We start from the raw sequence: 26976 nt of genomic DNA on the forward strand, positions 1-26976 counted from the left end.
GATTCTAAGCAATACTTAAAGAAGCAAAGACTTATGCAAAAAACTGAACATATTTTGGGCACAAGACGTTTTTTACCCATGTTCTTAACCCAATTTTTTGGTGCGCTTAATGATAACGTCTACAAACAATCGTTATTGTTAGTCATTACTTACGGATGGATACAACAACAATCAGCTTCTGTGAGTACACTGAATAATCTCGCGGCATTGTTATTTATTCTACCTTATTTCATCTTCTCAGCGACCGCAGGACAAATCGCAGATAAGTATGAACGCTCATTTTTAGTACGAGCGATAAAAATATTAGAAATAATCATCATGCTGATCGCCTCTGTTGGTTTTATGTTCGGCAATTTATGGATATTACTCATTGCTTTATTTTTAATGGGCACACACAGTACATTCTTCGGTCCGATCAAATACGCTATTTTGCCTGACATTTTAAAACCAAATGAACTGATGTCTGGAAATGCGCTGTTCCAATCAGGGACGTCGATTGCAATTTTAATTGGGATGATCTTGGGCGGTACAGTGATTTCAGCCTCACAAGGAAATATGGTTTGGATCAGCCTCACCATTCTCTCTATCGCTGTCATCGGGTTTATTTGCAGTCGCTTTATTTTAAAACAAGAAGTCTCCAGTAATGATCTAGAAATAGACTGGAATTTTTTTAGAACCAGTTTTCAAACTTTAAAATATGCCAAAAGCTTACCTTTAGTATTTTTAGTTTTGCTTGGCAATTCATGGTATTGGTTTTATGGCGCGACCTATTTGACCCAAATCCCACAGCTCACTCAACAATACCTTCATGCCAATGAAAATGTCGTGAGTTTATTATTGACATTTTTCTCAGTGGGTATTGGTATCGGTTCATTGCTTTGCCGTAAAATCGGTGGAAGCGAAGTCAACATCAAAATGGTTCCGATCGGCGCAGTGGGTCTGACTGTATTTGCACTTTATCTCGCGATCAGCATGTATTTTTTACCACAAATGACAGGACCTTTAATCGGTATACCTGCCATGTTTAGCTCAGGTGCTGTCTATTATCATGTGATGATCGCCGTAACTTTGCTTGGAATCAGTGGTGGTTTTTATATCGTGCCGTTATATGCGATGATGCAAGCTTATGCTCCTCGCTCACATCGTGCACGAGTAGTTGCTGCAAATAATATTATTAATGCTATATTTATGGTGGCTTCAGCGGTCTTCTCTATTATAATTTTAAGTCTATTACATATAGATATGAAGATCCTGTTTTGTATCACTGCTGTATTAAGTGCAATTTTTACTACGTGGTTGTTAATTCGTCTTAAACCGAAAGTTGCCACGACTCAAATCTCTCTGGAGGATTAACTATGCGTCAATATACTGGCATAGACAAACTCATCAATTCTTTTGATCAGGCTTTACGTAGCTTGGTACCGGGGGCAACTTCAGCACAACGTGCAAATCCTGGAAATGTCGTTGAATCACAGCTTGGTGTGAGTGAAGCACGCCATGTCGCAGGGTTAATGCGTGTCAATCATAGTGGCGAAGTTTGTGCGCAAGCGCTCTATCATGGTCAAGCATTGACAGCAAAACTGCCTAATGTCCGTCGTGAAATGGAATTTGCTGCCATCGAAGAACAAGACCATCTAGCATGGTGCGAAGACCGTTTAAAAGAACTCAATAGCATCCCTAGTTTACTCAATCCAGTTTGGTATGGATTATCCTTTGGCATGGGTGCGCTCGCAGGAATTGCAGGTGACAAATATAGCTTAGGTTTTGTCGCAGAAACTGAACGCCAAGTGAGTTTGCATTTACAGCACCATATTTCACAACTACCTGCTCAAGATGAACGCTCACGTAAAATCTTGATGCAAATGGACGAGGATGAACTGCATCATCGTGATACGGCACTCAATGCAGGTGGTGTCAATCTGCCACTACCTGTGCGTATTACCATGACCGCAATTTCGAAATTGATGACAAAGACAAGTTATTATATTTAGAGTTTATTTTAAATAACATCAAAATCGAACCTACACTTTTGAGTCTGAAAATACAGGCTCAAAAGTGCTCTACTTGACTCTCTTTCCCGTAAAAATAAACAACAACGACAGGATATAAAATGCAGAACTCAGCTAAATATAGCAAAATATTGATCACTGGCCTTCTGCTTGGCTTATCTTCGCTTTCTTATGCTGATCTCAACTCACTCAAAAAATTTGAAACTGACATCCTCAAGCAATATCAAAATAAAGATTTTTATGAAAATAATCAGCAAATTGAACTTGATATTCACAATCAATTAGCCAAAGATCCTGCGAGTTTCAATTATGATTTTCCAAAATTGAAAAAAGCTCATTTTATCGATATCAAATATTCACCTGATAAAAAATTGAAATTTTATAATTTTGATGTCAGTGGTGGTGGCACTATGGGCGAGTGGACAAATTACGTCCAGTACAAAGTCAATAATAAAATGAAACTCGACTCATTTGACTCAGGCTATATTCAAAGTATTAGCCAAAATAACATTAAAAATCAGCCCGTATATCTGGTAAAAAGCTACTATAAAGGTGATAACTGCACAGGCATGCATGAAGTACGAGCAGTTCAGGTTGGCTCACAACAATTGATCAAATCTTATATTTTTCAAACTAATACTCAAAAACTTGATCGCATCACGGTAGATTTTAATTGTTCTAAAATCAAAGATTATCAAAATATGCCTGAATATATGAGAATTGGACCCAAAGCAGTTGATATTATGTTGATTGATAAAAATGATGTTCCTCAAAATAAATATCTACGCTACAGTTTTACTCAAAATATGTATAAATACACGGGTATCGTCAAGTAAAACCTAAGGCTTTGCCTGTTGCTAAATCACGAGATATTGAGCAACATGGCACAGCGTTTTTCACGCGGAAAACCCGATGCCTGTTCTTGCTTGAGTATTTTTTCCAAATAATCTAGCAAAGAGATACGATCAAGCTTCTCAAATCCAAGCTTTTGATAGAAATCATGATTCCAAGCAACATCGACAAAAGTCGTCAATGTCACGGCATCGAAAGCTTGTTTTTTTGCAATATCTATCATGTGATTTAACAACAATCGTCCTAAGCCCTGTTTTTGCATATTTGAAACAACATCAAGCTCGATAATATATAAATCATTTGCCATTTTCTGAGCATAAATAAATGCAATAGCTCGATCTTCGGAATTGGCAATAACAAATGCATAATCATTTTCAATCAAAGCTTGATGTTCTTCAGACGACAAAACAGGACTTGTTGCGATCCATGCATAGTCTGTTGCTAAAAAAGCTTGTGCTGCCGAGCGTTCGATCTCAATCAAATCAGCAATATCAGATATTTTAGTTGGACGAATCGATTTATTTGTCTTCATTTAAGGTACTTAGATTGCTTAGGCTATTTTCTTTTCAACATGTATGAGCGTTTATCGGTCCTGTCTCAAGGAGATTTTGCTCTATAGCGATTTACCAATAAATCGTAAACCAACACCCGGCTCAGTGATGATATACTTTGGTAATACCGCATCATCACATAATTTTGCACGTAACTTTGCCACCAATATACGTAAATAATGCGTATCTTCTTGATGGGATGGTCCCCACAATTCTTTTAATAATTGCGGTTGAGTAATCAATTGTCCCTGATGTTGTGCCAATAAATTGAGGAGCTGATATTCTTTACGTGTAAGTGAGATCAGAGTTTGGTTTAAAAAGACCTGACGTTGCGCAAAATCTATTTTTAAAACGCCATCATCAAAAATAGAATGCTCTACTTGCTGCGGTGCATTGCGAAAAATGACTCTTATTCTCGCCATAAATTCCTGAATACTAAAGGGCTTTGTCACATAGTCATTAGCACCTGCATCCAGTAATTTTACTTTTTCTATTTCATCAGAACGTACTGACAAAATCATTACAGGAACTTGGCTCCAACTCCGAAGCTCTTTAAGCACTTCGCAACCATCCAAATCTGGTAGACCTAAATCTAAAATCACCAAATCTGCCCCTTGTAAGGCTAAAATTTCTAAGCCTTTTTGACCATTTTCAGCCATTAACACTTTATAGCCTTGTGCACGTAGCGCGATGTCTAAAAATTTTCTGATTTGCGGTTCATCATCGATGATCAATACATTGACCATACTTGATGCCGATTTATTCATTTCAGACATATTGTTTCCTAAGCTGAGATCATCTGTTGAATCGGAAGGACGATCCGAATACATGTTCCTTTTTGCTGGCGTCCTGAAGATGCAGAAATTTGCCCCATATGCGCACCAATAATTGCTTTCACGATCGTCAAACCTAAACCTGTACCGTATTGTCCACGATCACCTCTTTGCATGGTATAGAACATATCAAAAATCCGATTGCGCTCATCTTCGGGTATGCCTTGCCCTTGATCGGTGATCGAAATTTGGATCTGTTGATCATTTAGCTTTTCAACGTCCAATTCAACTGCTTCATCTTCTGGCGAAAATTTGGCTGCATTTTCCAGCACATTAAAGATCGCTTGCTCAATCAGCGCGGCATGGACAAAGAGGCTTAAGTTCGCCTCCGAAAATTTTACATTGACTTTAATTTTTGGCAAATACCTTTTCAGACGCCGAACCGCTGAACCTACCAGCTCATCCACACCAATCCAATCACGGCGTAGGGTCAGACCTTCATGTCCTAAACGTGTCATATCTAACAAATTTTGGATATAACGATCAAGTCGCTCACCTTCTAAATGAATGGCTTGTAATAAATCATCCTGATCTTGTTGATTCATATTATGCCGATAATTACTCAAAGTATCAGCGGCGCCAATCATCGAAGCCAGTGGTGAGCGCAAATCATGAGAAACGGATGATAACAATGCTGAGCGTAACTTTTCTGTTTCAGAGCTTACTTTGGCAAGTTCCAGATCTTGAGTAAGCTGTGTCCGTGAAATGGCTTGAGCAATATTTTCAATCATCGCTTCCGCCAGACGCTTTTGTTCTAAAGTCATCTGTGAAATGCTGTATTCAAATTTAATTCCGACGACACCTAGACACTGTTTCGATGCCAAAAGAGGTAAAAACCACCATTCATTTTCCGTGAGTGTTTGTGTGAATTTTCCAGAAGGCTGACTATTTTTAAATGTCCAATCAGCAGAGATTTTTTCTTTTTGGGAAAGTGTATGATGATTGATCTGTTCAAGATAAGGCGCATTTTCCGCTAAATTGAACCAAATTTTTGCCTTCAAATTTTGTGATAATTGATTGAGTGCAATATCTAAAACTTGTTCAAGATTTGCAGCAACAGAAAGCTTTTGACTTAGATCTTGCATAATACTGTTATAACGATTGGCAGCTTTTAAGGCATTGACCTGCTCTTTTAAACGCGAAGCTAAACGACTGGCAATCAACGCTGCCGCAAGAAAAGCCACAATTGTGATAAAGCCTTTCGGTGCAGATATATCAAAAGTAAACTTGGGCAATATAAAGAAAAAATCATAGGATAAAAACAATAAAATAGCAGCCGTGGTTGCTGCCATCATGCGTGTTTTTGATGCGATAAAAACCACAGCCGTGATGAAAATAATGGAAATCTCACTTATTCCCAAATATTTTTCACTTAAACTTGCGATCGCTATACTGCATATCGTGATCAATAAAACAAAAAGTGTTTCGCTTAAACTCAGCAAATAACGTTTATTTAAATGTTTAGATTTTACTTGATGATTCTCTTGAATTGGCACGATACTCAATTCAAATTTTGGATGATTTTTCAATAAGTGATCTATCAAACTTGGCTGAAAATATTTTTGCAAGATGCTCTCATTTTGCTGTGCCAAAACGATGGTCGAAATCCCCCGCTCAATCGCATATTCAGACAATACTTTGGCGTGTTTTTCGCCGTATAAAATCTCAGTCATTCCCCCCAATTGTCTTGCCAAATTTAGCGCAGTCTCAATTTCTCGACTATGCTCATCTAGCTTCAGCGCATCACTCGTCGCATTATCCTTAAAAAATGCAACAACAGTCCAAGTAGCCAAACGATTTTCAGCCAAACGACATCCTGCCCTCACTAATGCTTCTGCTTTCCCCTTTGCTTCGATCAAAACCAAAATATGATTTTTCAGTGGAATGGGGGCAATGCCTTGTATAGCAAAGTTTTCACGAACATCACTATCGACATGACTTGCCACAGTTTGCATTGCCAATTCACGCAAAGCCGTCAGATTGGATGGTGTAAAAAAACCTTTTAGCGCATGTGAGGCTTGTTCTGGAACGTAGACTTTGCCTTGATTGAGTCGCTCGATCAGTTCATTTACTGGCAAATCAATCAAACGAATATCACGAATACGTTCAAATACCCGATCTGGAACAGTTTCTAAAACACGCACACCTGTGATCTGCAGTACCACATCATTTAAACTTTCTAGATGTTGAATATTCATAGTGGTAAAAACATCAATCCCTGCATCGAGCAGTTCATTGATATCTTGCCAGCGCTTTTCATGACGACTGCCCGGCATATTGGTGTGAGCAAATTCATCTACCAATACGATATGTGGCTTTTTTTCAAGTACCGCATCAAGATCCATTTCTTGTAACTGATGCCCTTGATAGCTCACCATTTTTCTCGCAATAATCGGCAATCCATCAACCAAATGATCAGTTTCCGCCCGACCATGTGTTTCAACATAAGCGATCACGATATCGACACCTTGTTGAAATAAGTCATGCGCACGGACCAACATGGCATAGGTTTTTCCAACTCCGGGAGCTGCCCCTAAAAATATCGTCAAGCGACCTGATTGGTAACGCTTGGTGTGTTGTAGCAAAACATCTGCTTTATTGTCTCTATTTTCACTCATGTGCTTTGGTCTTGATTTTTATTGACGATTGGGCTGATCAAATCAGATTTAAATGTTGTTTAGATCTAACCATTTCCTCTTATGGATGTTCCACTCTACGCAAAACATCCATTGCATGATTCAGATTTTGCTTTGTTTGATCTTAACTTTGAATCTGATCCAGTGCTAGATTTAGTTCAAGCACATTTACCCGAGCTTGTCCCAACAACCCCAAAGTCGGTTTTTGAGTATATTGATTGATCAATTCTCGCACTTCTTGTTCCGATAAATGTCGAGCTTTTGCGACCCTTTTCACTTGAATCGTTGCAGCTTGCACACTGATATGTGGATCTATACCACTACCCGAACTGGTCACCATATCACTCGGAATTTGCTCTACAGCAACATGCTCTCGCTCTGCAATATGGCTAACACGTTGTTGAATTTGCGCAAGCAGCTCAGGGTTGCTTCTCGCCAAATTACTGCCTGCCATGGTCATTGGATCATATTTTGCAGCAGAAGGACGCGAACTAAAATATCGATCTTGCACAAAAGGTTGCGCCACTAAACGAGAACCTACAATTTTTCCATTTTGCTCAATCATGCTGCCATTGGCTTGTTCAGGAAAGAGAATTTGTCCTATACCCGTCGTAACAGCACTATATACAAAACCGCATAATGTCAATGTAATTACACTCAAACCCAGTGCTGCACGTAATCGTTGTGTAGGTGAAGATTCTTCTAAAATATTTTGCTCAATATTCATCATTTTCATCCTTAAGCTTACAAAAATGGACTGATCATCAAATCAATCAGTTTGATCGCAATAAAAGGTAAAACCACTCCACCCACACCATAAATCAGCATATTGCGACGTAAAAGTTGAGTCGATGTCGATGCCCTAAATTTCACACCACGTAATGCAATTGGGATCAATAACGGGATAATGATCGCGTTAAAAATCAGGGCAGATAAAATCGCACTTTCGGAACTCGCTAAATGCATGACATTTAAGACATTCATTTGTGGAATCGCCGTGACAAATAATGCTGGCAAGATCGCAAAATACTTGGATACATCATTGGCCAGAGAGAACGTTGTGAGCGCACCACGGGTGATGAGCTGTTGCTTACCGATTTCAACCACTGCAAGTAACTTAGTCGGATCCGAATCGAGATCCACCATATTCCCCGCTTCTTTGGCAGCTTGTGTCCCAGAGTTCATTGCCAAACCAATATCAGCCTGCGCCAATGCAGGTGCATCATTGGTCCCATCACCCACCATCGCAACCAAATGCCCTTTATTTTGTTCAGTACGGATACAACTCAATTTATCTTCGGGTTTTGCCTCTGCAATATAATCATCCACTCCTGCTTCTGCGGCAATCGCTGCTGCAGTTAAAGGATTATCTCCCGTAACCATCACCGTTTTAATGCCCATTTCACGTAAGCGTGCAAACCTTTCCTTGATCCCAGACTTGATCACATCTGAAAGTTCGATCACACCTAAAAGCTCATGATTTTTTGCCACAACCAATGGCGTCGCGCCTTTTGAAGCGACTTGTTCAACACGTGTTTTCAATTCTGGATGAGCAAGCTGATCTTGCGCTGAAAATTTTAAAATAGCATCAAATGCACCTTTACGAATTTGATCTCCATTTGCCAAATTGATCCCTGAAATCCGTGTTGCTGCATTGAAAGGGATAAATTCAGCGTGTTCTGGTTCTTGGACTTTTTCACCTTGCTCTTTGGCAAGTGCAACAACTGATTTACCTTCTGGCGTTGGATCTGCCAATGAGGTCAAGACCGCTGCCTGACGTAATTGTGATTCAGTCACGCCCGTTAACGGATAAAAGGCGGTCGCCTGACGATCCCCATAAGTAATCGTTCCAGTTTTATCCAAAAGCAGCACATCGACATCACCTGCAACTTCTACAGCTTTACCTGATTTTGCGATAACATTGGCTTTTAAAGCTCGGTTCATGCCTGCGATACCAATTGCAGGAAGCAAACCACCAATTGTCGTTGGAATGAGACAAACCAATAAAGCCACTAAAATAATCGGATTGATTGAAACATGGAGGAAATGTCCAATAAATGGCAGGCTCAGAACAACTGTTATAAAGGTTACTGTCATCACCGTTAATAAAATCCCAAGCGCAATTTCATTCGGTGTTTTTTGTCTATTTGAACCTTCAACCAAGGCAATCATTCGGTCTAAAAAACTATTGCCTGCTTCTGCGGTGACTTGCACGATGATGCGGTCAGTCAATACTTTTGTGCCCCCGATCACACCAGATTTATCCGTACCCGCTTCACGCAATACAGGTGCAGATTCTCCTGTCACTGCGGCTTCATTGATGGTCGCAAAACCTCGAATAATTTCTCCATCAGCAGGAATTAACTCACCTGCCCGAACGTCAATGAGGTCATTCATTTTCAATTCTGTTGCTGCGATTTCTAAACCATCCTCAGCATCAACTGACGATATACGGCGTGCAGTCAAATTTTGTCGTGCTTGACGTAAAGACGATGCTTGACCCCGTCCTTTGGCTTCTGCAACGGCTTCTGCATAATTAGCAAATAGCACCGTAATAAATAAAATCAAGCTGACTGCAGCACCAAATATCAGATTAGATTTGGCTAAAACTGTGCTACACAGACTCACAATCGTACCTAGCCAAACAATTGCCATCACAGGGTTTTTAAACGCATGCTGTGGCAAGAGTTTGATAAAGGCATTTTTCCATGCTTCGGCTTGAAACAAAGTCGAATTTGAAGATGCTGAACTGTTTTGAGTTGAGTTGATTTGGTTTGAATTGCTTTGTTTAGTCATACTCATGAGATTTATCTCCCTAACCTTGAACCAATAACAAATGATCAGCAATCGGTCCCAAAACCAGGACAGGCATAAATTGCAATAAGGTCAGCATGACGACGATCGCAATCATGGTGAGCGCAAATGTTGGCGTTTCAACTTTTAAACTACCGCTACTTTCAGGTGCTTGCCGTTTAGCTGCCAAACGAGTTGCAATCATCAAAGGAATAATCAGCGTCGGAAATCTTCCAAGTAAAAGTGCAATACTGCATGAAACATTCCACCACACCGTATTGTCCGCTAAGCCTTCAAAACCAGAACCGTTATTGGCAAAGGCAGAAACATATTCATAAAGAATCTGAGAAATACCGTGAAATGCTGGATTTGAATTGCCAGTTAAACTTGGAAAGAACAAAGCAATTGATGTCAAAGCAAGAATAGTGATCGGCTGAATCAAAATAACCACCGCAAGCAATTTGATCTCACCTGCTTCAATCTTCCGACCAAAGATTTCTGGTGTACGTCCTGTCATCAAACCTGCGATGAAAACAGCTAAAAATAGATAAATGATAAATTGTTGCAGACCACAACCTATACCGCCCCAAATCGCATTGATGAGCATATTGGATATCGCAATCAAACCTGTTAATGGTGCAGCTGAATCATGCATCATATCGACAGAGCCATTGTTCACTTGCGTTGTGATCGCTGTCCAGAGCGCAGATGAACTTTCCCCCAAACGCATTTCCTTACCTTCCATTACAGAAAGTTGTGATGCAGTCTGTGAAATACTTTCAGACCAGATCGCACTCGTCGCTGAGATCACTGACATAAGCAGCATCGAGGCAAAGACAAAGGCAGCAAATTTTCCGCGTTTCGTGAAAAAACCCAACATAAAAATCACAGAAATGGGAATTAATAAGATCGCAAACATTTCCATAAAGTTGGATAAAGGGCTGGGATTTTCCAAAGGCGTTGCACTATTTGGACCATACCAACCACCACCGTTACTCCCCAATTGTTTAATGGCAACCATCGGAGCAACAGGTCCAAGCGGAATTTTCTGTGACTTCAACTCACTATTTTGTTGATCGATGACTTGAACTTCAGGACCACCTTGAAATGTCGAAGGCACACCTTGTTGAGTCAAGAACAATGACCAGACCATACAAAGCGGAATCAAAAAACGAAAAGTAGGACGAATCAGATCCGCCCAATAATTTCCGACATTGATTTTTCGCATCCGCGTAGATAAATCACGAGCATGTTCATCATGAGAAAGCTGATTCGATTGATTGAAAAATAATGCACGCACTGTCGCGACAACCATCGCAAGCCCCATCATCGGTGTGATGATCTGCAAACCCACAATCCCCATCATTTGTGATAGATAAGACAGTTGAGCTTGTCCCGCATAATGCTGCTGATTGGTATTGGTTAAAAATGAAATCATGCTATGCAAAGCCAAATCCCATGACATATTCGGTGCATGATTTGGATTGAGCGGTAAAAAGGCTTGATTCATAAAGAGAATCCAAACCAATAATCCCAGAATCATGCAACTCAGCACAAAGCTTTGGATATAGCTTTTAACATTCATCCCCTGCTGAGGATTGGTTCCCAAAACAGCATAGATAGGTTTTTCAATCCAATTGAAAAGTGGATCAATTTTCATGTCACGATTTTGCATAATCAGAGCGAGATATTTTCCAAGTGGATAAGCCAAAATCGTAACCAGTACCAGCAATAAGCAAAGTTCTAACATGGCATTTCTCCTGACTTGGAAATGTCCTGTTTAAAATAAATATTTTTCTCAGACTTATGCCGTTCTAAGGCTATATTTTGTGGTGCTGTATGTAGATGGATTATGCTTTTTGCACACATCGCTGTTGTCCTAAACATCGGGATATTCCAGTGTTTAGTATCTGTAAAAGTCGCGTAAACTCTCTATTTCGAGAAATGGGATAGGCGTAAATTTTGCGTAAAATTATGGGGTTTTAGAATGTTATCGACGTCCATACCGACTTTAATTTTTTAATATTGATAAAGATTTTAAAAGCTGAAATAGACACATATCAGGCAAAATACTAAGTCATGTCCTTTACATCACTTCGATACGAATAAAAGTGAAATATACCTACAAAGCGATTTAAAAATTAAAATAGTGAAATGGCTTTAAAATGTTGAAGGGATAATTTTCAGTGGGTATTTTTATTTGAAGCTAAATCTTCTATAAAACCTCAATAATCGAACTTCTATAAAAATCACATAAACTAAAAACAAATCATATAAATGACTGTTAGCCATCACAGCGAACGACTGGATATTGATGCGGTGGATGTTGGAACATTTCATCTTTCCACAAATCAAACATTGGGATTTTCACATCAAGCGCAAGCGGTAGTTTCTTAGGATTGAATTGCATCTCAGATAAATCTTTGCCCCAAGCAATCAAATCTACATCTAAGGCAATTTGATGTGAAGGTCTGATACGCCCCGAATCTGCTTCCATTTTTTTCAATAAAATAATCAATTCATCACGTGATAATTTACATTTAAGTAAACACGCTGCATTCCAATAATCTGCCCCAATCCCATCACGACAAGGAATCAAGTAAATTGGAGAAAAATGCACAACACCCAAAGCTTTTAATTGGGCGAAAGCAGATTGAAAATGTTGTTTGGGATTGAAATTACTCGCCAGTGCTAAGGCGAAAATCTGATCTGTGGCGTTCAAGACTTATTCCTACAGAATTTGCTTCTGCAATGATAGCGGGTTTACGAATGGTAATTTTAATCGAATCTATCGCAGAAAAGGTAGTAAAAAGCGTGGTTAAAACCAATTTTGCTGCATGTTCGATTAATTTTGGTGCAGCTTCTTGTATGACTTTACTCGACAATTCGCAAATTTCTGCATAATTCAATGTATCTTCAAGCTCATCAGAACTCGCCGCTTGTTCCAAATCCGTGTGAATGAGCAAATCTAAAAGCAAAGGTTGTTTGATCTGGCGTTCCCAAGCAAAACAACCAACAACAGTTTCAACTTTTAAACCTTCGATGATGATCGAATCCATAAAATTCCAATTTTACCAAGTACAATGACAACACCCAAATCATGAGATCTGGACCAATTTATCTCGCTGTATATTATGCCATAAATCGGCTTTTACCTTATAAACAGCATCAAATTTTATAAATTTAGCATCGTTTTTTATTTTATCTTTGACCTCACATAAAAAAACCTCCATTTCACCTAGAATAAATCCGACAAAATGGAGGTCTTTTAGATTTAGAGTCTGATCCTACAAATCAGGCAAATCATCAATGCTTGAGCAAAAACTCTGGCGTCATCTGCATTTGTAAACGTGAATCTGCATAAATATCTGTATACGGCGCAAGTACTCGCATGAAGCGATCAAAGTACAACATTTGCTTGAACAATAATGCAAAATCACGCGGGAAACGAATACCGTGACGTTCACCAACAGTTACCATATCCATCATGATATCATTCAGATCAGAAGGCTTAGAGGTCAATAATTCTTGCGGATCAACCGTTAAAACACCACTAAATAAACGTTCAATATCCTGTGCTAAAACATCAGTATCCACATGCTGACTGGTTGCACCCATTTTCAACATATTTTCAGCCATCGCCTGATAATCCGTTCTTTGCAATGCATCCATAAATGTAATACATGCAGACCAAACTTCAGGTTTTAACTGTCCGACTATTCCAAAATCAATAAAACCGATACGCCCATCTTCAAGCAACATGAGATTGCCTGCATGTAAGTCTGCATGGAAACTTTTGCACATCATCAAGCTACCAAACCATGTATTCATCGCTGTAATGAGCACTTGTGACGGATCTTTAGCGTATTTTTTCACGATTTCAAAATCAGTCAAAGGCACGCCAAATAATCGTTGCATGGTCAAAACACGGCGTGTTGAAAACTGGTGATAAACACGAGGTGCAGTCGCTGCTTGATTATTGGTGACTTCAAGATATTCTCTAAAATCATCTATATTTTGAGCTTCTTCAATAAAATCAACTTCACGTACCATACGTGTTTTGATTTCTTCTACGATATCGGCAAGTGAAGCAAATTTGACTTTGGGTACGACTTTTTCAAGTGCTTTGGTTGCAAAATGCAACACATTTAAATCGGTATAAAGAATCGTTTCTACACCAGGCTTTTGCACCTTGATTACGACATCTTCGCCTGTGACCAATTTTGCTGCATGAACTTGCGCGATCGAAGCTGAAGCCAAAGGCTTTTCATCAATTGAGGCAAAAATTTCACTCAAATCACGGCCTGCAAACTCAGCATCCAAAACACCTTGCACATAGCTAAAAGGCAATGATGGGGTTTGATCTAAACAGCCTTGGAATTCTTCAACAAATTCACGAGGAAATAGTGAAGGTGTACTCGCGATAAATTGACCTAACTTAATATAAGTTGAACCTAAAGACTCAAAGGTTTCGCGCATCAATTTGGCATTACTTGGCTTCTCAGTCGCATACTTAATGCCTGCTTTGGCTGCGACCACTGCTGTTTCGCCCATACGAGCGACAGAGCGCATTCCGTCTAACAAGATACTTTTTTTCATAATGTCTATAAAACGTGAATTTGTTCCAGTGTATCAAAATTAACTTAGTCAGAGGATAATCTTGCCTGACAAATTGGACATTCTTCATCATGCACAAAAGATAAAAGCTTCTGTTGCATATTCAATCCATCCCAAAGCAACAACTTTTCTTTCAAAGCAGTGATCCCCAATCCCAGATAAAGTAATGCATGGTGTGCTTGTAAACTTGCCATAACATTGGGAGTAGTCGCTAAAACGCCCGAATCTGCGCAGCGCAAATTTTCATTTTGATGATGTTCTTTAGGAAAAAGACACTCATAACAAGCACTCTCGCCTTCGACCATAAACAGTTGACCTTGAAAACCGATCGCCGATGCACTGATCAAAGCAACATTGTGTTGTTTACACCCAGCATTCACCAAATAACGCGTCGTAAAATTGTCACAGCCATCAAGGACCAAATCCTGCATAGCGATCAATTCATCCGCATTACTTTCATCAATTTTTTGCGTGAAGCTTTGTACTTCGATATGAGGATTGATCTCCATCAATCTTTTCGCCAAAATTTCAGCTTTATAGAAGCCAACATCTTGTGGCATAAAAGCCACTTGGCGTTGTAAATTACTGATTTCGATAATATCTGGATCAATCAGACTAATTTTGCCTACACCCGCTCGTGCCAACAACTCCGCGGTCATACAACCGATACCACCCGCCCCAACAATTAAAACATTGGCTAGTTTCAATTTTTCTTGAGCCTGTATATCCCAACCATCAAGTAGAATTTGACGACTATACAAATGCATCTCTTCGTCGCTTAATTCAAAATCTTGATTAAAATCAGTCACATTATACCTATATATCAAAACCAGCATTGTCGTCAGTATAAATAAAATCACAGCAATGTAATATGAATAAAATTTTTTATTTTCCCAAATTAAAACTTATGAATAATCGATGTTAACTATCATCTTTAGTTATCATTGAATATAAATAAAATAATATACATTCATAAATAAATTAAAAAATTCTATTTATTTTTGCAATTAGCACAAATTGGCATATTAGATCTGATTACTCCGTATAATTTATAAACATTATATGAATAAGCAATATTTCATTATCGATCATACAAACAACATTAACCGACTAAATCACTCTGATTTAAGATCCCCAAAAATATCACTCCGATATAAAGTTATTTTTAATATTACTTAAATATATTATATAGTGAAAATTGATTAATTCTTCTAAATTATCAATAGCTTAAAAATATTATTTTAATTTTATCATATTTTTATTACACAATATTTAACACTTTACCTAAATTATGTGAAATACAACTCTATAAGTTAGAGTGAATTAATAGAGTTTTGTTACATATTAATAAAAATAATTATTATTTTTTGATTACAAAATTATTAAAATAATAACTATTATATATGCATGGTTTAGCAAAATTTAACAATAAACCATCATTTCTAGAATACTCATTGATATTTTGAGTATTCTGCACTCCCAATTTTCGGATAAAAGCGAAATAGAACTCCTCTATATTTTCTATTGGAGAATTGATGAAAACTTTCTTAAAAGTAAAAACTGTGGGTAGCGGTATGACTCGTCTACTCAATGACTTTTGTATTTTGCATGATTTAGAATCACCAGTGAGCCGTGAATATGCTATCGATGAACAAATTACTTTTGGGAAATGGTTAAAAAAACTAAAATATTTAGATAGGCAATATCGTAAAGAAAGTATAGGGCTAGAAATTGGCGCGCTGATCAATCCAACCCACATTGGTATTTCAGCTTACTTAGCCAATTCTTGTACCAAATTAAGTGATTTCTTAGAGCTTTCTGCAAAATATACCAAGCTTTGGTATAACTATATGCCTAAAAAAATCAGCTTTAATGAGAAACAATTTATCGTTTCTTGGGACAAACCTGCCTATCTTGAAGCTGGGCTATATACCCGCGAAACTGCGATATCTGAAGAAATCCAAGTTTCTATTTTTTACCACCGTCTAAAACAGCTAGTAGGCAATTACTCTCAAATCATAGACTCTATTGAGCTTGCGACACCCCGCCCAAGCCAAACTGATATTTATGAAAAAATGTTCAATTGCCCAGTCAAATTTGATACTGAACAAACACGCATTTTTTTACCTAGAGAAATTTTAGACATCCCGATTGCACATTCAGATCCTTTTTTATTTCAGATCTTATGCAAGGAAGTGGATCGGATATTGGCGGAAATGCCTAAAGAAGATAGTTTTGCTGAAATTGTAAATAACACGATTATTAGAGCGCTGCAGGATAACCATGCACATATCGAATATGTCGCACGTAGTTTAAATATTTCAGCACGAGTTTTACAAAAAAATCTTAAAGAAAAGGATCTCAGTTTTCAGGAAATGTTAAATGAAATTCGTTTTAATTTGGCGATAAAATTTTTGCAAGATGAAAATCTAAGTATCGCTGATATTTCCTTTTTATTGGCTTATAGAGATCAAACGTCATTTAACAGAGCTTTTAAAAACTGGACAGGTATGGCACCTTCTCAATGGCGAAAATCAAAAGTTCCAATAAGTAAAAATAACCTGTGCTTAACTTAGCATAATGATAATTATTGTGAATCTATTTCTGTTTCAACCTCCCTCTATAACCAATAGTCAAAAAAAAACCATATCTTTGTCAGAGGGGCAAAGATATGGCTACGTAAAAACAATCCCATCAAAATTTGGGAGATATTTAATTTGTTATTTTTATCTACTATATATAAACAATCCCTATAAAATCTTAGCTTTATAACTCTTCTTTTATAGCAATTTACGTACTTAATAGATTTTGTATTTCATAACAAATTAAACCGCTTAGCTTGCACCCTACGTGGGAAAAGTCATTTATATCTATCGATGATGAAACATACATTCATAAAGTAATTGAGCAGAGATTTGCTAGCACTAACTCGGGCAATCAAAATCGTTTTTTTGAAAATAATAAAATCTATGTTGATAGAGCTAAAACTTATGATGTATTGAAAATAAAATTGGTTTTTTGGAGAGTGGTAACAGCTTGATATTTCAAAATGAGCGCAAAGGAGAGAATTTTAGCTTAAAAACAATTTCACTAACTTAAACCGAAATCTAAGCTAGCGATAAATTTTCTTGATTTTACTTATTATTTAGGTTGCATACGGATTGCACCATCCAAACGAATCACTTCACCATTCAAATACGCATTTTCCATGATATGCCCAACCAAATGTGCGAACTCTTCAGGTTTTGCAAGGCGTGGAGGAAATGGCACCATCGCACCTAAAGCTTCCTGAACTTTTTCAGGTAGTCCTTTGAGCATCGGTGTTTCCATAATCCCTGGTGCAATCGTCATCACGCGGATCGCATGTTGAGCAAGTTCACGAGCCAATGGTAAAGTCATCGCAACCACAGCACCCTTCGATGCTGAATAAGCAGTTTGCCCAATTTGCCCATCATAAGCTGCAACAGATGCGGTATTTACAATCACTCCACGTTCTTCCTCACCCGATTTCAGTTCATATTTTGAAATCAAATCAGCGGCAAAACGTAGCATATTAAACGTACCCGTCACATTGATATTGAGTACTTTTTGAAATGCTGCTAGATCGTGGATACCATTTTTACCTAAAACTTTTGCTGAAGGCCCGATCCCAGCACAGTTAATTAGCCCATTCAGCTGACCATATTTTTCAGCGACATTTTTATAAAATTGCTCCACTGCACTTTCATCTGTCACATCCAATTTTACAAACTCTGAATGTTCCCCAAGTCGATGTTGCATTTCAGTACCAAGTTCATGATTCATATCGACCATGATGACTTTGCCACCCAATCCAACCAGATGTGTTGCTGTTTCAGCACCCAAACCTGATGCACCACCTGTAACGACAAAAACTTTTCCTTTTACAAGCATCTTATTTTCCTAATATATTTCAAAATTACAATTTATATTGAGTATTCTCCTCTGCAAGATTAATCTTTCCTCATCTTGAGTACAATTTCCAAATGTTGCATCTTCAGTGATGTATTTGGACAATGATAAAATCCTGTGAGAATAAGATTTGAAACTGGCGGTTGAAAGTAAAGGAACGATTTCAGTTGCACTGCTCCATGAAGCATTGCTGCAAATTGATCAATCTAAGCTCGATATGCAACATATTTTACGTAGTGTTGGCATTTCACCCGAAATTCTAAACTCAACCAAAGCTCGAATTGCAGTTTCAAACTATGCGGCGCTGTGGATCGCACTTGCGGATCAACTTAATGATGAATTTTTTGCTATGGATCGGCATCCCTTGCGTCGTGGGACTTTTCAATTGCTGTCTCGATTTGTGATACATGCGCAAAATTTACAGCAAGCTTTGCAACAAATTTTACAATTTTTTAATGCAGTATTTGATGATTTAAAAAGTGAATTGTGCATTGAAAATGAAATGGCTTATATCATCATGCACGATCATGATCAGCCTAAACGAATGTTTCACTATGCGACTTATTTGATGCTGATTCATGGATTGATATGCTGGCTTACTGGTCAACGTATTCCTCTCAACCAAATCCATGTACGCTGCCCTGCACCTATAGATGATCAAGACTATCGGGTAAGATTTTGCGAAAAAATTCACTACCTTTCAAATGAAAATTCTGTGCAATTTGATGCTTCTTATCTCAGTATTTTGATTAAACAAGATCAAAGTACTTGGTATCAATTTATCAAAAATACTCCACAAAACTTATTGGTTCGATTTAAAAATCCTCATGCCAGTAGTGCCATAGTTCGCAAAATATTACTCGAAAACGGTCATCTCTACTGGCTTGAGCTACATGAAATAGCCAAACAAATGCACATTTCAGAAATTACCCTACAACGGCGTTTAAAATCTGAGGGACTAAATTATCAACAACTCAAAAATGAATTGAGATGTGATATCGCCATTGAATATTTAACTCAATCAAATTATTCAATCGCCGAAATCAGCCAAAAATTGCACTTCAATGATTCGAGTGCTTTTTATCGTGCTTTTAAAAAATGGACGGGAGTCAATCCCAGTGCTTACCGTGTAGATCATGAAAATGACGAGCCAGTCATCATTTGAATTTTATATAAAATATAGACACATAATATTGAATTTTAATAATAAAAATTTATTCTCCCAGATTGAGGTAGATTTGCTAAAAATATCAAAATAGGTTATTTTTTACACATATTTTAAAGCTTTTGCTTATTCTTCCTCCTAAGTCACCTTAAGGTCCTACCATGTTTAAGATGATTGATGTATTTGGTGAAAACCTAGTACAGAATTTTCAACATAATTTAGCCAGCCCTTGTGATCAATTTGATGAAGTGCTTAACCAATGTATTTTGAATGCACCAGAATCAAAACTTCATGATGCGATTTCGTACTTTTTCAGCAATAACGATGTGCTCGATATTGCAGCGGCACTTGATATCGAACCAAGCCGTGTGTACAACTTACAGCAAGGTCTTGATCTACAAGCCCAAGACAATATCGAAAATACCGCGAAAGTCGTTATGCTCTGCTTAGCATTGGAAACAGAAATGTTAGAAAATGTGCATATTGCTGAGAGCTTAACCGATTATCCGATGTGATTTTATTTTCGCATTCACATATTTTATCCCATAAAAAAGCGACCCGATCAGTCGCTTTTTTATTGATTAGCAAATTTTTATTTAGTACATAAGTCAGCCACTTTAAAGCTGCGCCAAACTTACTCGATCATTGCCACCATAATCTTTTAGCGTTTGGATTTGCTTAAACCCATGATTTTGAAAAATCGTTCGCACTGCCAAACCTTGATCATAACCATGCTCTAGCGCAATCCAAGCATTGGGATTTAACCATTTTTTGCCTTCAGAGATAATGACTTCAATATCAGCCAACCCATGATTTTTCGAGACCAATGCTCTTTCAGGTTCAGTCTGCAAATCATGTAGATGGTGATCTTCTTCATCAATATAGGGCGGATTGGATACAATCAAATCAAATTTTTGCTTTGGCAAAGCTTCAAACCAAGCCCCGCAATAAAACTTCACTTGATCAAGATGATGGGTTTTAGCATTTTCCTTTGCGACATCTAAAGTCGGCTGGTAAATATCTGTTGCATTGACTAGCCAATCTGGCTTTTCGCTCGCCAAAGACAAAGCAATCGCACCCGTTCCTGTCCCCAAATCAACGATATTGGCATTTTCAGGTAAGTTTAAATTGAGTACAGTTTCAACCAACACTTCAGTATCAGGTCGTGGTACTAAAGTGTCAGGTGTGACTTTGAGATCCAAAGTCCAAAAAGGCTGTGAACCAATGACATAAGCCAAAGGTTCGCCATTTTCAAGGCGCTGAATAGCGCTTAGAAAATCTTGCTCTTGTACCTGTGTCAAAACGTGTTCGGCTTTGTATTTGATCTGCAAAGCATCCATTTGTAAAATCTGCTCTAGCAACCAGATACTTTCCTGACGTTCGTAACTATCTATTTCGCCACGAACTGCCAAAGCTTCGCTAATTTTCATTAGCCACCATTTTGTTGTGCAAGCAATGCCAATTGGTCCGCTTGATATTCACGATGCAAACTATCTAATAGTTCAGTCAAATCACCTTCCATAATCGCGTCTAACTTATATAAAGTTAAATTGATACGGTGATCAGTCATACGACCTTGTGGATAGTTATAAGTCCGGATACGTTCTGAACGGTCGCCCGAACCTACCAAGTCACGGCGCATTTCTGAAGTTGCAGCATCGGCAGCAGCACGTTTTGCATTTTCCAAACGTGAAACCAATAAAGCCATCGCTTTGGCTTTATTTTTATGCTGCGAACGCTCATCCTGACATTCAACAACTGTTCCTGTTGGAATGTGCGTGATACGCACAGCAGAATCTGTTTTGTTAATATGCTGACCACCCGCACCTGAGGCACGGTAAGTATCGATACGTAGATCGGCGGGATTGATCTCAACAGAAGTATCGACATCGATTTCAGGCAAAATCGCAACAGTACAAGCTGAAGTATGCACACGACCTTGAGATTCGGTTGCAGGTACACGTTGCACACGATGAGCCCCACTTTCAAATTTCAAACGACCATATACTCCGTCACCATTGATCAGGCAAATGACTTCTTTATAACCGCCGTGCTCACCTTCATTTTCAGAAAGGATTTCAATACGCCAACCTTGAGTTTCAGCATATTTACTATACATACGGAATAAATCACCAGAAAATATCGCAGCTTCATCACCGCCTGTTCCAGCGCGAATTTCCAAATATGCAGAGTTCGCATCATTTGGATCTTTTGGAATCATCAAAATATTTAAATCAGATTCTAAGCTATCAATGAGTGCCTTATTTTCCTGAATTTCTTCTTGAGCCATTTCCTTAAAATCTGGATCAGAAAGCATTCCTTCAGCAGTCACAATGTCTTCTTCTGCTTGTTTGTATTTAGACCAAACTTCAGTAATTTCGCTTAAATCACTGTGTTCACGTGACAAATTACGAAAGCGTTTATTGTCAGAAATCACTTCCGCATCGGCTAAAAGTGCTGTTAATTCTTCATAGCGATCACACAATTGATCTAAACGTAGACGTAATGAATCTTTCATTTTTTAAAATATCTCAATCTCGAACTTAACCCACAAGCCTTACAAAGCTTGAAAATGCTAAGCAATTCAAATTGCGCATAGTTTACCGATTCTCAGAACTAAATGACATAACTATTAAAATGGATACTGGAAATAAATTGCGGTCATAGATTTGAAATGTTGAATTGTTCTTTATTAAATTGAAAATAATTTGCTGATCTTCACATTTTGCTGCGATTGTTGAAGTATTAGATGAATAATCCGTCGATTTTAATAGAATACATACATTCCGATACGAAAATATTAAACAAAAGACGCTTATCTCCATATTTAAATTGAATCCTTTTGTTACATTTATCTCATCAAATAGAGCTGTCCTTTTTTTTGGACATGGAGCAAATAAAATGAAATTTAATGCAATCCTGTTAAGTTCTGCACTTGCAGTAACGTCTATGTTTACAGTAAATGCCCATGCAGATAATACAGCTCGTGTTGCAGCAACTTCAGCTTTAGGTAGTGTTGCTGGTACTGCATTAGGTAAACATATGGGTGGTAACTCAGGCGCTATGATCGGTTCTGCTGTCGGTGGTGCTGCTGGTGGTGCTGTAGCTGCAAACAAACGTGACCGTACTTCTGCTGCGATCGGTGGTGGTGTAGGCGGTGTTGGTGGTTATGCTGCTGGTAAAAGTATTGGCGGTACAAGTGGTGGCTATGTAGGTGCGGCATTGGGTGCTGCAGGTGGCTCTGCTTTAGGTAATAAAATTTCTAAAGACAAACATTCAACCAGTAACAAACGTTATTACAAAAAACGTCATCACCGTCGTTAATCGTTCATGAGCTGATTCGGCTCAGATCGAACAATATTAAAACACCTTCGGGTGTTTTTTTGCTTTAAAATTTGGTGTAATTTTCATCTATTTATTCAAGGTGTTTTTTAAATAATCATCCCTTTTAATGTTGGGGTTACATTAAAAATAAAACTCAACAAAACCTTTACCAAACTGTAATAATCACATTTTAATTATCCATTTTCTTTCTAAAATTTATTGATAATTTAGCTGCAAGTTAAAGATAAATACTTAAAAGATTCAAATGGAGTGAAGTCATGAAAATGAATCGTTGGTTTTGTGCCGTACTATTAGCCAGTTCAACCATTGGTATCACACATGCAGATAGTGGTTTAGGTGTAGCAGCAACCTCAGCACTCGGAAGTGTGCTCGGTACAGCTGTTGGTAAATCAATGGGTGGTAATACAGGTGCGATGATTGGCTCAGCAGTAGGTGGTGCTGGTGGTGCAGCCGCAGCAAGTAATCGACGTGACCGTACAGGTGCAGCGATTGGTGGTGGTCTAGGCGGTGTTGGTGGTTATGCTGCGGGTAAAAGCATAGGCGGAACATCAGGTGGCTACATCGGTGCTGCTCTAGGTGCAGGTGGTGGTTCAGCTTTAGGGCGTAAAGTCAGCCAAGACCGTCGCTATGACAATGACCGCTATTATGGTGATCGTGGCTATTCAAACCGCGGTTATTATCACCGTGACAATGGTCGCCATCGTGGACATTATAAACACCGTTATAATGACTAAGACTGATCGCTTTTGCTAGAAGCGATTCAATATTTTAAAGCACCGCTCAGGTGCTTTTTTTGTATGAAATGATTTTAAATACTAGAACTTAATTTTAAATATATATTTCATGTGAAATATATATATATTTTCACCACCCTTTGCCTGAAAGTTTGTTATATATCGTAAATAAACGATATACAAAACTCGACTTATATCGTAAAATTTCGATATACATTGAGAATGGATATGCATATGCGTACGCTGCAAGATACTAAATTTTCTATACTCGAACTCGCACCTGTTAGAGATGACAAAAGTGTTGAGTTTTCTTTAAAGCATGCATTAGAACTTGCTCAATACGCTGAAAAATTAGGTTATGAGCGTCTATGGTTGGCTGAACACCACAATATGACAGGTATTGCCAGTTCGGCTACAGCAGTACTTATCGGTTATATTTTAGCAAATACCCAAAGTATCCGAGTGGGTTCAGGGGGCATTATGCTACCCAATCATGCACCGCTCGTTGTTGCAGAACAATTCGGAACCTTAGCCACACTCTATCCAAATCGAGTCGAGCTTGGTTTGGGTCGTGCTCCTGGTACAGATCAAATGACCATGCGTGCGCTTCGCCGCGGCCGTCAAGAAACAGAAGATCAATTTCCACAAGACGTATTAGAGATTTTACAATATTTTGATGAGCCTTATGTGGGTCAACAAATCATTGCTACGCCCGGTCAAGGTACTCATGTTCCAGTCTGGTTACTTGGATCTAGTTTATTTAGTGCACAACTTGCAGCAAAACTCGGTCTACCCTACTCATTTGCATCACATTTCGCGCCGCGTATGTTAGATCAAGCGATCAAGCTCTATCGTGAAAATTTCCAACCTTCTGAATATCTATCACAGCCTTATGTATCAATGGGTGTCCCTGTTGTCGTTGCAGAAACTGATGCAGAAGCAGAAAAGCTTGCAACCAGTCCTTATCAACGTGTACTCGGTCTTATTCGTGGTGATTTACGTAAACTCAAAGCGCCGGTTGAATCAATGGATGGGCTTTGGTCTGTTTCAGAGAAAATGGCTGTCGAAAACTTCTTAGGCAAAGCACAAATTGGTTCAACTAAAACCGTAAAAGCAGGTTTGGAAAATTTATTGGCTCAGTATGATGTTGATGAGTTTATTTTTACGTGTGATGTTTATGATACTGATCAGCGTTTGAATAACTTTAAATTATTGATGGATATCAAAAATAGCTAATTACTTTAAGAGCTATAGCAACCTTGCTATAGCTTTTTAAACCCATAAATTTGAAATATATAAAATATTTTAAATCTACAGTCAAATTAACACATCAATTTATTGACCACTTGATTTGCCTCAATAGCTTTACTAAATAAAAATCCCTGCCCGATTTTACAGCCTGATTTGATCAAAATTTCGAGTTCACTATGTTTTTCAATCCCTTCAGCGATGATATCCAATTGTAATTTTGGAGCCAGTTGGATGATTGCTTGTACTATGGCTAAAGTCTCTTTATCTGGCTCGATGAGTTGAATAAAACTACGGTCTATTTTCAAACAATCAATTGGATAATCTTTCAATCTAGAAAGTGAAGAATGCCCCGTCCCAAAGTCATCTAAAGATATTTTCACACCTTTTGACTTCAACAATCGTAAAGCACGCAAAACATAATTGGCACTTCGTTCAGATAATACCTGCTCGGTTACTTCAACCTCGATTAAATGTGCGGGGATTTTGTATTTTTCAAGTCTGAGTAAAAATTTCTCAGCATAGTCATCCCTTAAAAACTCCACAGGCGCAGCATTAATCGCGATCGGCACCACATCAACACCTTGTTTCTGCCAAGATGAAATGTCAGCAAAAATTTTAGTTTGCATAATACTACTAATCTTGGTCGCCAATTGATAATCCTTAAATGCCTCTTGTAAAACGCTTGGAAAACTTAACCCTTCACTTGGAGAAATCCAACGCAATAAAGCCTCAAAACCAACAATTTTTTGAGATAGTAAGTGAACTTTAGGTTGATAATAGGGAACAATCCAATTTTTTTGGATAATGTTTCTTGCTTGATGGAGTTGCTTGGCCGTTTGATCACTTAAAAATAACATATGCTCATCATAGAAACGGATTCCACCACGACCATCATTTTTAATATCATGTAATGCTGTATCTACACATCGCATCAAACCATTTACATCTAAAGCATGATGGGGATAGATCGCACAACCGATACTCATCCCACCGTTGATACGTTTACCGTCATAGCTAATCGGTGTTTCGAGTTGTTTTGCTACAGTTTCTGCAATCGCATATAGTTCATTTTCATTTTCAAGATTGTTCACTGCAACAGCAAATTCATCACCACCAACCCGTGCAATAAACACCTTATCAGTTAAGGTTGTAATCAGGCGCTTCGATAAAACGCGTAATAGATGATCTCCCGCTGCATGTCCTAACATTTCATTGATATGCTTAAAATAATCCAAACCTAATAAAATCAAGCCAACCTGTTGGGCTTGATCTTTGGCACTATCAAGTAGTTTTTTAAGTTGGTTTTTAAAAATTTTGCGATTGTATAAACCTGTAAGTTGATCCAATTCACTATAGTTTTGCAATTGCTTCTTAGTATTTATTTGATGAGTAATATCTCTAGAAATACACAGCACCGATTGGGTTTGATTATTGTCATCTACGATTGGGGTAAAACGTATATTCCAAAATTTTACTGAACCTTCCTCAGGAGTTTCCATTTTAGCAAAAGAGTTTTTACCCGAAAAAGCAAGTTTTAAAGCATTTCTACAGCGTGACTTAAATGCCAAAGGAACTAAATCAAACCAATTAAAAACAGTCGCTCCATCTTCTGGAGGCAAACCTAAAAGCTTTCTGCCATTTTTATTGACATAAAGTAATGTCCCATCTTTATCCAACAATTTAATACAATCAGCACTAATATCCAGCATATTTTTATATGAGGAAAATTGATGGGTAAAGTTTAAATGCTTAGTCTTACGATTGTGTATATTAATCGCACTAATTAAAATCACTTTTTTTGTACTTACGTCATCAAAATAAATTTTAACTTGAATAAAGTACCAATGGTTTTTTTCAGCAATATCAAAAAGCTGAACTTCCTTTAAAATTTTCTGTTGGCTGTTTGGCAATTGGATCAGTTGTTCAACTAAATCCTGCAAATCATCCATCGAAATTATTCTAAAAAAATTATCAATATTTCCAACCATTTCCAACCATTCACGGTTTAAAAAAAGAGTAGAACCATCACTTTTAAATACGCCAAGTAAATGGGGTAAATAATTAAAGGGATTCAATAATTTTTCATGAAAATCATCAATATTTAATCGCTCAAAATTGTCATCATTTTGAATGATTTTACTGTATTGAAGATCTATTTTGTATTTTTGTCTTATCAGATCAATATCCATAGCAAACTCGCCAATATTAAAAAAGGTTAAGAAAAATAATTAATTTTTATTATTGTTTATTTTATATACTA

Annotated in this window: 23 protein-coding genes; 9 read left to right on the forward strand and 14 right to left on the reverse strand. The window is 37.9% G+C overall.

Features of this window, described 5'->3' with window-relative positions; all coding sequences use genetic code 11:
• Positions 1–33 precede the first annotated feature (33 nt).
• The 3 genes from F960_RS06370 (at position 34) to F960_RS06380 (ending at position 2845) form a co-directional block, all read left to right on the forward strand.
• A complete protein-coding gene (locus tag F960_RS06370) occupies positions 34–1353 on the forward strand; it encodes an MFS transporter (protein WP_004861004.1) in 1320 nt (439 codons plus the stop codon).
• 2 nt (positions 1354–1355) lie between these two features.
• The gene (coq7, locus tag F960_RS06375) at positions 1356–1991 is read left to right on the forward strand and encodes a 2-polyprenyl-3-methyl-6-methoxy-1,4-benzoquinone monooxygenase (RefSeq protein ID WP_004861006.1); all 636 of its coding nucleotides are present in this window, start codon (positions 1356–1358) and stop codon (positions 1989–1991) included.
• A gap of 119 nt (positions 1992–2110) precedes the next feature.
• Positions 2111–2845 (forward strand): hypothetical protein, encoded by a 735-nt coding sequence (locus tag F960_RS06380; protein WP_004861007.1) that lies wholly within the window; start codon positions 2111–2113, stop codon positions 2843–2845.
• 26 nt (positions 2846–2871) lie between these two features.
• Here the strand turns inward: F960_RS06380 and F960_RS06385 are convergent, their stop codons facing one another.
• The 10 genes from F960_RS06385 to F960_RS06430 form a co-directional block, all read right to left on the reverse strand.
• Positions 2872–3393 carry a GNAT family N-acetyltransferase gene (locus F960_RS06385; RefSeq protein WP_004861009.1) on the reverse strand — a complete coding sequence of 174 codons (522 nt, stop codon included), beginning with the start codon at positions 3391–3393 and terminating at the stop codon, positions 2872–2874.
• Positions 3394–3474: 81 nt separating this feature from the next.
• Positions 3475–4188, reverse strand: coding sequence for a response regulator (locus tag F960_RS06390; RefSeq protein ID WP_004861011.1), 714 nt, complete (start codon positions 4186–4188; stop codon positions 3475–3477).
• Positions 4189–4196: 8 nt separating this feature from the next.
• On the reverse strand, positions 4197–6863 hold the full coding sequence (locus F960_RS06395; RefSeq protein ID WP_004861015.1) for an ATP-binding protein: 2667 nt from the start codon (positions 6861–6863) through the stop codon (positions 4197–4199).
• A gap of 142 nt (positions 6864–7005) precedes the next feature.
• Complete coding sequence (kdpC, locus tag F960_RS06400; RefSeq protein WP_035372976.1) at positions 7006–7608, reverse strand: potassium-transporting ATPase subunit KdpC; 603 nt, start codon at positions 7606–7608, stop codon at positions 7006–7008.
• A gap of 17 nt (positions 7609–7625) precedes the next feature.
• Positions 7626–9677, reverse strand: a complete 2052-nt coding sequence (gene kdpB / locus F960_RS06405) for a potassium-transporting ATPase subunit KdpB (RefSeq protein ID WP_035372993.1) — start codon at positions 9675–9677, stop codon at positions 7626–7628.
• 19 nt (positions 9678–9696) lie between these two features.
• The gene (gene kdpA / locus F960_RS06410) at positions 9697–11424 is read right to left on the reverse strand and encodes a potassium-transporting ATPase subunit KdpA (RefSeq protein ID WP_004861024.1); all 1728 of its coding nucleotides are present in this window, start codon (positions 11422–11424) and stop codon (positions 9697–9699) included.
• A 534-nt stretch (positions 11425–11958) separates the two neighbouring features.
• Complete coding sequence (locus F960_RS06415) at positions 11959–12396, reverse strand: 2-amino-4-hydroxy-6-hydroxymethyldihydropteridine diphosphokinase (protein ID WP_004861026.1); 438 nt, start codon at positions 12394–12396, stop codon at positions 11959–11961.
• The gene (gene folB, locus F960_RS06420) at positions 12353–12733 is read right to left on the reverse strand and encodes a dihydroneopterin aldolase (RefSeq protein ID WP_004861029.1); all 381 of its coding nucleotides are present in this window, start codon (positions 12731–12733) and stop codon (positions 12353–12355) included. The genes F960_RS06415 and folB overlap by 44 nt, the downstream gene beginning before the upstream one ends.
• A gap of 247 nt (positions 12734–12980) precedes the next feature.
• Complete coding sequence (locus F960_RS06425; protein WP_004861032.1) at positions 12981–14273, reverse strand: ABC1 kinase family protein; 1293 nt, start codon at positions 14271–14273, stop codon at positions 12981–12983.
• A gap of 44 nt (positions 14274–14317) precedes the next feature.
• Positions 14318–15127 (reverse strand): HesA/MoeB/ThiF family protein, encoded by an 810-nt coding sequence (locus F960_RS06430; RefSeq protein ID WP_004861035.1) that lies wholly within the window; start codon positions 15125–15127, stop codon positions 14318–14320.
• Positions 15128–15826: 699 nt separating this feature from the next.
• On the opposite strand from F960_RS06430, the gene F960_RS06435 reads away from it, so the two are divergent.
• Complete coding sequence (locus F960_RS06435) at positions 15827–16867, forward strand: helix-turn-helix domain-containing protein (RefSeq protein WP_004861038.1); 1041 nt, start codon at positions 15827–15829, stop codon at positions 16865–16867.
• A gap of 565 nt (positions 16868–17432) precedes the next feature.
• Here the strand turns inward: F960_RS06435 and F960_RS06440 are convergent.
• Entirely contained in the window at positions 17433–18203 is a 771-nt protein-coding gene (locus F960_RS06440) for a 3-hydroxyacyl-CoA dehydrogenase (RefSeq protein ID WP_004861040.1), read from the reverse strand.
• A gap of 148 nt (positions 18204–18351) precedes the next feature.
• Here F960_RS06440 and F960_RS06445 point away from each other — a divergent pair, with 148 nt between their 5' ends.
• Complete coding sequence (locus F960_RS06445; RefSeq protein ID WP_004861044.1) at positions 18352–19386, forward strand: AraC family transcriptional regulator; 1035 nt, start codon at positions 18352–18354, stop codon at positions 19384–19386.
• Positions 19387–19547: 161 nt separating this feature from the next.
• Complete coding sequence (locus tag F960_RS06450) at positions 19548–19901, forward strand: hypothetical protein (RefSeq protein ID WP_004861046.1); 354 nt, start codon at positions 19548–19550, stop codon at positions 19899–19901.
• 102 nt (positions 19902–20003) lie between these two features.
• On the opposite strand, the gene prmC is transcribed toward F960_RS06450, so the two are convergent.
• Entirely contained in the window at positions 20004–20816 is an 813-nt protein-coding gene (gene prmC / locus F960_RS06455; protein ID WP_004861049.1) for a peptide chain release factor N(5)-glutamine methyltransferase, read from the reverse strand.
• Positions 20816–21904: a peptide chain release factor 1 gene (gene prfA / locus F960_RS06460; protein ID WP_004861051.1), complete on the reverse strand. Its 1089-nt coding sequence runs from the start codon at positions 21902–21904 to the stop codon at positions 20816–20818. Before prfA ends, prmC begins: the two co-directional genes overlap by 1 nt.
• 383 nt (positions 21905–22287) lie before the next feature.
• Between prfA and F960_RS06465 the strand changes: the two genes are divergently transcribed.
• From F960_RS06465 to F960_RS06475, 3 genes are all read left to right on the forward strand, one after another.
• Entirely contained in the window at positions 22288–22710 is a 423-nt protein-coding gene (locus F960_RS06465) for a glycine zipper domain-containing protein (protein ID WP_004861053.1), read from the forward strand.
• 278 nt (positions 22711–22988) lie between these two features.
• Positions 22989–23465 (forward strand): hypothetical protein, encoded by a 477-nt coding sequence (locus tag F960_RS06470; protein WP_004861055.1) that lies wholly within the window; start codon positions 22989–22991, stop codon positions 23463–23465.
• Between the two features lie 234 nt (positions 23466–23699).
• Positions 23700–24701 (forward strand): LLM class flavin-dependent oxidoreductase, encoded by a 1002-nt coding sequence (locus F960_RS06475; protein WP_020846561.1) that lies wholly within the window; start codon positions 23700–23702, stop codon positions 24699–24701.
• Positions 24702–24787: 86 nt separating this feature from the next.
• Here the strand turns inward: F960_RS06475 and F960_RS06480 are convergent, their stop codons facing one another.
• Positions 24788–26905, reverse strand: coding sequence for an EAL domain-containing protein (locus F960_RS06480; RefSeq protein ID WP_004861059.1), 2118 nt, complete (start codon positions 26903–26905; stop codon positions 24788–24790).
• Positions 26906–26976 lie beyond the last annotated feature (71 nt).

This window comes from Acinetobacter gerneri DSM 14967 = CIP 107464 = MTCC 9824 (genome assembly GCF_000368565.1).
Classification (GTDB): domain Bacteria; phylum Pseudomonadota; class Gammaproteobacteria; order Pseudomonadales; family Moraxellaceae; genus Acinetobacter; species Acinetobacter gerneri.